Below are 6,727 nucleotides of genomic sequence, written 5' to 3'. Positions count from 1 at the left end.
AACTCGAGCGACAAAGCATCCCACTCGCGCAACAACCGAGCCTACTCGCGCAACAGCAAAAGTAAAAGACGATGCTTTTCACTAAAAAATAAATTTCCACACTTTAAAAAAGCGTGGAAATTTAGTCAGTTATTCACTGGTTAATTGATCTTTTAATCGTGTATACATTTCTTCCGTGCCAACTCCTGTTAACAAAGGAACTCCATCTATCACTTTTTCTTTTATACTATCGGGCACCAATGTTGTGGATATAACAGCATCATAGTCATCGATCCTGTTTAATTCATCGCTTATTTTTGATTGATGCAACGACACTTCGCTTTCCAACTTATTTTCTTTCAGCCAATCTTTTATTTTCCCCATCAGTACAGTGGATGTAGCAACTCCAGTTCCACACATAATTAATAACTTTTTCATTCCGTTTTCCCCCTTTTCAAGTACATGTTCCAAAGTCATCTCCCTACCTACATTTCCACTTCTTTCTTTGGCTTTATTTTATTCACGTATACCAAACCGAATAGGATCAATAGACCAAAAAGCCCTATACCGAACCAACTTATCACTTTTGGCAGCCATACAAAGATAAAAGTAGTCCATACTGCCCCATCAACCAATGCGGAAATACTTGAATTTGATCCCATATCAAAATTTGCTGCTATGGCCGCATCCGTAATCAATGGAGCTGCCCATGATGCTATATATAAACCAATGGCAATATAGAATGAACCAGCAATAACCGTCCTTACAATGTTTCCTCTAAATACCGGTACCATTAAACAGATTAAAAATGGAATGGTAGCCAGATCTCCAAAAGGCAATACTGTATTTCCAGGCAGGAGTACTGCCAAAAATAAAGTAATTGGTACAATGATCAAGGATGCAGATAATACCGCAGGATGTCCAACAGATAATGCACTATCCATCCCTATGTATAAGTCCCTTCCCGAAAAACGTTTTTTAACAAAATCCCCTGCTGCTTCTGAAACAGGTGATAATCCTTCCATTAACAAAGCAACCATTTTAGGCATAAGCAGCATGACAGCACCGGTCTGTATGGATAGTTGCATCACTTCTGATACGTGATAACCGGCTAATATCCCAATAACAATCCCAATGAAGACACCCATCACTGTTGAATCACCGAAAATTCCCATTCTTTTTTGAATAGATGCTGGGTTTGCTTTCAGCTTATTGAAACCAGGAATTCGGTCAAAAAGCCAATTAAATGGCAAAGCAACTAAAAAAGATGGTGCAGAACCTCCATGGGGAAAAGTAATATTTTTATATCCATAAAATTTTTCAACATGTCTTGCTATGATATCGCCCAGGAAAAATATGAAAAGTAAATGCACTGTAATCGTAAATAAACCTAATGCAAAGTCACCTGTTAAAGCGTAAACTAAAGATCCGGTAAAAGCACAATGCCAATAATTCCATATATCAACATTTAGCGTTCTTGTGAGACCGAATGTTAATAAAATAATATTCACTACGATGCCAATTGGTATTGTCAAACTTCCAAGTGCAGTTCCATAAGAAATAGCAGCAGCTGCAGGCCATCCCACATCAATGGTATTTAGTTGAAATCCAAAGTTCTCTACCATCGATTGCGAAGCTGGACCCAAACTATTTGTCAATAAATCGATTACCAAATTTAATCCAATAAAACCAATTCCAACTGTTATGCCTGATCGGAAAGCTTTACCGGGCTTAGCCCCCAATACCAACGCGAAAATAAAAATAATAATTGGTAACATGACGCTTGCCCCAAGATCAACAAACCATTGTAAGACCCCCATATGATCCTCCCCCTTAAACAGCGTTTATCATTAGCTACACCTGCATTAAATCATCCGCTTGATTGTTTGCTTGAATTGTTCAACATTTTTTGCGTCCCCAAGCTTTTTTACCATATTTTCATGCTGAAGCACTCCTGTCAAATTTTGAAGCATGTTCAATTGCTCATTTGACTTTTTCAAAGCAAGCAGAAATACCATTTTAACTTCTATTTTATATTGCACAGGCCCCATTGTGTAAAATATTACTGGATTTTTCAAAGAAGCAAAGGCGATCTGCGACTGAATTACCTTGTTAGGGTCCGTATGGGGAATGGCGACTCCATATGGAGATGCGGGAAGTCCAGTGGGGAAATGTTCTTCTCTTTGTAATACACTTTTCACAAAGTCTTCCGTAACATAAGCATTTTTTTGCAGTTGATTACCTAGTTTCGATATCACTTCTTCTTTTGTTTTTGATTCTAATTGAAGTAGAACCAAATCATCTTCGAATCTCATATGAACTCTCCCTCTTCGCTAGACTAGATATGAAATTCTATCATCGCTCGTATGTATAATAACATAATGGCCATTGCGCTGCTTCGATTAGGTGGCCTTTGTATGCGGTTTTACTAAAATAACAATACCATGGCACGATATTTTTAATTTACACAAAAGAAAATTCCGGGGGCCCTATGATAGATGATCCCACAATGATAAAGAACCCAAGTTATGTTACTTCGGTTCTTTTGAACAATCCTACCCAAAAACACATCCCCCATTACAGACACTTCATCGTGAAAGCTGAGGGCTGGGATGGGTCTATATATACTTTGGTAATTTTTGAATCATATCATGCTTGAATCAACCTACGTCTTTTCCTCCTTAAAAATCCCCTCCTGCCACATCTGATACCCATAGATAACGAAAGAAAGAATCATTGCGATCAGAAACCATTGCCAATGCTCTAAATTCACGAATGACACAATCCCTAATCCCTCTAAAATAAGAGGAATACCAATAAAGGTGAAAATAGTATTTACGGCCAAATTAGTGACGATGTAAATCCATAAACGGCGATAGGATAAATAAAAAATCCAGAGGGTCCCAACTGGGAAAATTCCATAAACAACACTAATTTCAACTAAGTATCCCCACGGAAGAATATATCGATGCATCGTCCACCATTCATATGTATCCGCAATTTGGAAAAGAATGGATACAAGTAATGTGGCAAAAACGGTCACAGGCAGATAGCGTTTAATTGCATTACCTTTTAAAAACGGTAACGAAAACCAAGGAAGGACAAGCGCAGCAACTTGTAGTAAAGTAATCCACATAATTTCACCTCTAGCTGTTTTAGCTGTTAACGAACAGAACATAAGCACCTATAGTTTGTGCAAATTTAAAATAAATATGCACAATTACCTTCCTCGCTGTTCTGGTTCATTCGCAGTCACCACAGGCAGATAAATCTGCTCTATTTCTCGCAAATTATCTTTTGCTTTCCTAATTGTCCCCAACAGTAGTTTTAAGCAAATCATTTTATCTCACCCAGCCAAAAACCCCAAGTGCATCACCTCAGCACTTGGGGTCCTTCGTTCTACGTAATCCCTCACACAATGATCAGATCACAGCTTTCTTTTAATCTCTTTTCAATATGTTTATTTATTTTCGAATCCGTTATAATGTAATCAATGTCTTCCATTTTAGCAAAGGTGTACAAAGAGACCCTGCTCATTTTACTATGATCGGTCACCACAAAAATTTCCTTTGCTGCGCGAACCATCCTTATTTTGGCAGATATTAATGTCTCATCAAAATGCGTCAACCCTTTTTCATGATGCAGGGCGGGCGTTGCAATAAACGCTTTTTTTACATTTAAGTTACCCAGTGTGTGATTCGTTATTTCCCCATTTAAAATAAAATTTTGCTGAAATAACGTTCCTCCTGTAACAATAACCTTTAACTGTGAATGCCTGAGAAGTGCCGCAATATGAATATCATTGGTAATAACCGTAATATTTTCCCGGTCTTTGATTGCCTCGGCTATTTTCGTCGTTGTCGTCCCGGAATCCAATATAATCGTATCGCCATCCTCAATAAAGGATGCGGCCTTTAATCCAATTCTCTGCTTCTCCTCACTAAAAGAGCCCTCCCTCATATCAAAATGCGGTTCCGAATGAATTTCCTCTTCATTTAAAATAACCCCGCCATGCGTTCGCTTTATTTTTTTGCTCTTCTCCAGTTCCGATAAATCCCGTCTGATCGTAGCTTCGTGCACATCAAAATGCGTCGATAAATCCCTAATCGTTGCTGCATTTTTTTCTTGTACATATCTTAAAATTTCTTGTTTCCGTTCTGCGGGTAACACAACATCACCGTCTTTATGTTAGATTCATCATTATTCTATCGTATTCATTCCAAAAAAGAAACGGCATGCGCCGCTTCCTTTCTAAGTTGCTTATGATGGTTCTGAAACATGTCCATTTCCAGGTGCCATTTCTTCTGGCAACTTGATAAAGTATGTTAAAACCGTACTTAAGAAATATAATCCTGCAAGCACCCAAATTACGCCAATATCACCGATAATCCCGATAAATAAACCAACGATGACAGGACCGATAAACACTGGAAGTCCAGCACCTAAGTTTAATACAGCTAGTGCCGCACCTTTATCTTTTGAAACAAGTGAAGGTACCAATGCAGATAATGGTACATATGCAGCTAGACAAGCACCCCAAACAATGCCAATGGCACCGACTAAATAAATATTTCCTGATGTCCATAATGGAATATATGCGAGTCCAAGTGTGGTGATTCCACAACCTATTCCGCCAAACCACATAATGGTATTTCTCCAGCCGAGTTTATCCCCAACGATTCCAAAAACAAGGTTAAATAAAATATTACTTGTAAAGATTGCTCCCCAGATAGCAAGCCATTGACTTGTTGGGATGCCATGCTGTGCTAAATAGACAGGCAAGAAAACGGGGAAGGCAAACTGTGCTGTTGTATTAATTATTCGAACAATGCCGCCTAACAGTACTTTCGGTTCTTCTTTCATAATGGTGATCCCTTTACCAATTTCTTTTAGTTTTTCCTTGGAGGATCCTTTATTTGATGGCAGTGTATCTTTATTAATGATTAATGCGATAATTGCTCCAAGCGTCACCCAAAAAAGCGATGTCCATAACGTGTTCACATGTCCAAACTGCTCAATCGCCCAAACAGAATAATAAGCACCAAGGACGTTTAGTCCACCTGTAAATACAAACCAAAACCAGCCAACAGCAGAACCGAGATGGTCCTTATCTGCCCGGTAGGAAATCCACACTAAGAAAGAATATGCAAAAAGCGGATAACCAAAACCTCGAAGCGCATACGTCGGTAGCATGATGGATAAATTCATCGATGAAATACCAAAGCTAATAAAACCGACAGTTCCAAGAATATATAATAAAAATCCTAATAACATGGTACGCTTCCCACCAAGCGCTTCTGCAAGTACTCCACTAAACCATGCCCCGATGGCAACGGTTACACCATAGGCAGTAAATAATAGACTTGATTGCTGAACTGTAAATCCATGGTCAACTAGCCATGGACTCAGCCAGCCAATCTCTAGTCCGTCCCCCATCATGAAAATGAGGATACCCAGATATCCCCAAACAATTTTTTGCGGAATACCAATCTTTGTCAAGAAATTGCCCGACGTATTCATTTTCCCTTCCCCCTCTTCCTTTATGATGATGCTTTTTGATTCCAATCAAATGTAAGGTATGTTTTCTTCCAACCTTTATCCTTTGCATCGGCTTCCATTGCTTCCGTTAAATCTTTAGTTGAGCGAACGACAAAATGTTCTTTGGGTATTAACTTACTTAGTACGTTTTGATAATCTTCATTTAAAAATGCATCCATGAGCTGCTTAAATTCTTTTACCGTACTTCTAGAGCTTCCGCGGACACGAATCCCCTTCTCGAGAATATCTCTTGTGTTCATTGGTACCAAATCTTCCGTAACGCCCATGAGCGTCAGATTACCTTGTACATCTAACAAATCAATTGCTTGATTGATCGCACTTGAACTAAATTTTCCACCTGTACATTCAAATACCGTTTTAACGCCCTTTTCACTATTAAAATCGTACTCCTGCACTAATGCTGTCGTTGCAAAACGGTCAAATTGAGCTATCTTTTCTGGGATCGCTCCAAAAACGAGTAAGTTTTCTTTTGGTATTTGATAAATAAAATGAAGTGCTGAAGCTGTCAAATACCCGAGTGGTCCATCTCCAAAAACAGCTACCTTATTTGACGTTTTCGTTGTTAAATCTTCAATTAGATTAATGGCGAATAAGGAAACCGAACATAATTCAGCCAAAATAGCGATATCATCCGCTAGATCTTCTGGCACATGGACGACATTTTCCCCGCCAATAACTAGCCTGCTTTGGCCAGCACCATCATAACCGCTTCCTAAAAACACTCCGTTTAAACAATAATTGTCATAGCCGTCATTCTTGCAATTATCACAGCAATCGCTCTTCGATTGATTGTTTAAGACATAGCCTGGAATACTCGGGACAACAACAACCCGATCCCCCTGCTTAAAGTCGGGGTGGTAAGATTCTTTGACAATGCCAAGTGCTTCGTGAAAGAGGGACATTGGTAATTTTGCTTCAAGTGCCTCTTTTCTTCTATTGCCGGTATAATATCTTAAATCCGCGTGACAGACGCTAGCCATATACGGTTCAACAACCACATCATTTTCTTTCACTTCATGTTCGATCGTCTGCTTTTTGAAAACACCTGGTTCGATCAATCGATATGCTGCTGAAGTAATGTTTGTTTCTGTATCTGCATGCATCGAAATCCTCCTCATGCTGTAAATTTTATGCTCGTTTATGTTCTTTTATGTTTATTTAAGTTAATAATAACGCTTTCTTTTGCTCA

The 6,727-nt window shown here is 38.8% G+C and carries 7 protein-coding genes; all 7 read right to left on the bottom strand.

The window, feature by feature from the left end; genetic code table 11:
• Window positions 1-129: 129 nt before the first annotated feature.
• Complete coding sequence (locus GZ63_RS0112380) at window positions 130-417, bottom strand: PTS sugar transporter subunit IIB (RefSeq protein ID WP_029270010.1); 288 nt, start codon at window positions 415-417, stop codon at window positions 130-132.
• A gap of 47 nt (window positions 418-464) precedes the next feature.
• Window positions 465-1,799 (bottom strand): PTS galactitol transporter subunit IIC, encoded by a 1,335-nt coding sequence (locus tag GZ63_RS0112375; protein ID WP_029270008.1) that lies wholly within the window; start codon window positions 1,797-1,799, stop codon window positions 465-467.
• Window positions 1,800-1,844: 45 nt separating this feature from the next.
• Window positions 1,845-2,294 (bottom strand): PTS sugar transporter subunit IIA, encoded by a 450-nt coding sequence (locus GZ63_RS0112370; RefSeq protein WP_038221246.1) that lies wholly within the window; start codon window positions 2,292-2,294, stop codon window positions 1,845-1,847.
• A gap of 350 nt (window positions 2,295-2,644) precedes the next feature.
• The gene (locus GZ63_RS0112365; protein WP_029270004.1) at window positions 2,645-3,115 is read right to left on the bottom strand and encodes a hypothetical protein; all 471 of its coding nucleotides are present in this window, start codon (window positions 3,113-3,115) and stop codon (window positions 2,645-2,647) included.
• 275 nt (window positions 3,116-3,390) lie between these two features.
• Window positions 3,391-4,149: a DeoR/GlpR family DNA-binding transcription regulator gene (locus GZ63_RS0112360; protein ID WP_029270002.1), complete on the bottom strand. Its 759-nt coding sequence runs from the start codon at window positions 4,147-4,149 to the stop codon at window positions 3,391-3,393.
• A gap of 90 nt (window positions 4,150-4,239) precedes the next feature.
• Complete coding sequence (locus GZ63_RS0112355; protein ID WP_038221245.1) at window positions 4,240-5,499, bottom strand: MFS transporter; 1,260 nt, start codon at window positions 5,497-5,499, stop codon at window positions 4,240-4,242.
• Between the two features lie 20 nt (window positions 5,500-5,519).
• Window positions 5,520-6,641, bottom strand: a complete 1,122-nt coding sequence (locus GZ63_RS0112350; protein WP_029269998.1) for an alcohol dehydrogenase catalytic domain-containing protein — start codon at window positions 6,639-6,641, stop codon at window positions 5,520-5,522.
• Window positions 6,642-6,727: the final 86 nt, after the last annotated feature.

The sequence above is a fragment of the Virgibacillus alimentarius genome (assembly GCF_000709085.1).
Taxonomy (GTDB): Bacteria; Bacillota; Bacilli; order Bacillales; family Amphibacillaceae; genus Virgibacillus_B; species Virgibacillus_B alimentarius.
Note: the sequence above shows the minus strand (reverse complement) of the source record. Positions and strands in the feature narration are given on the sequence as shown.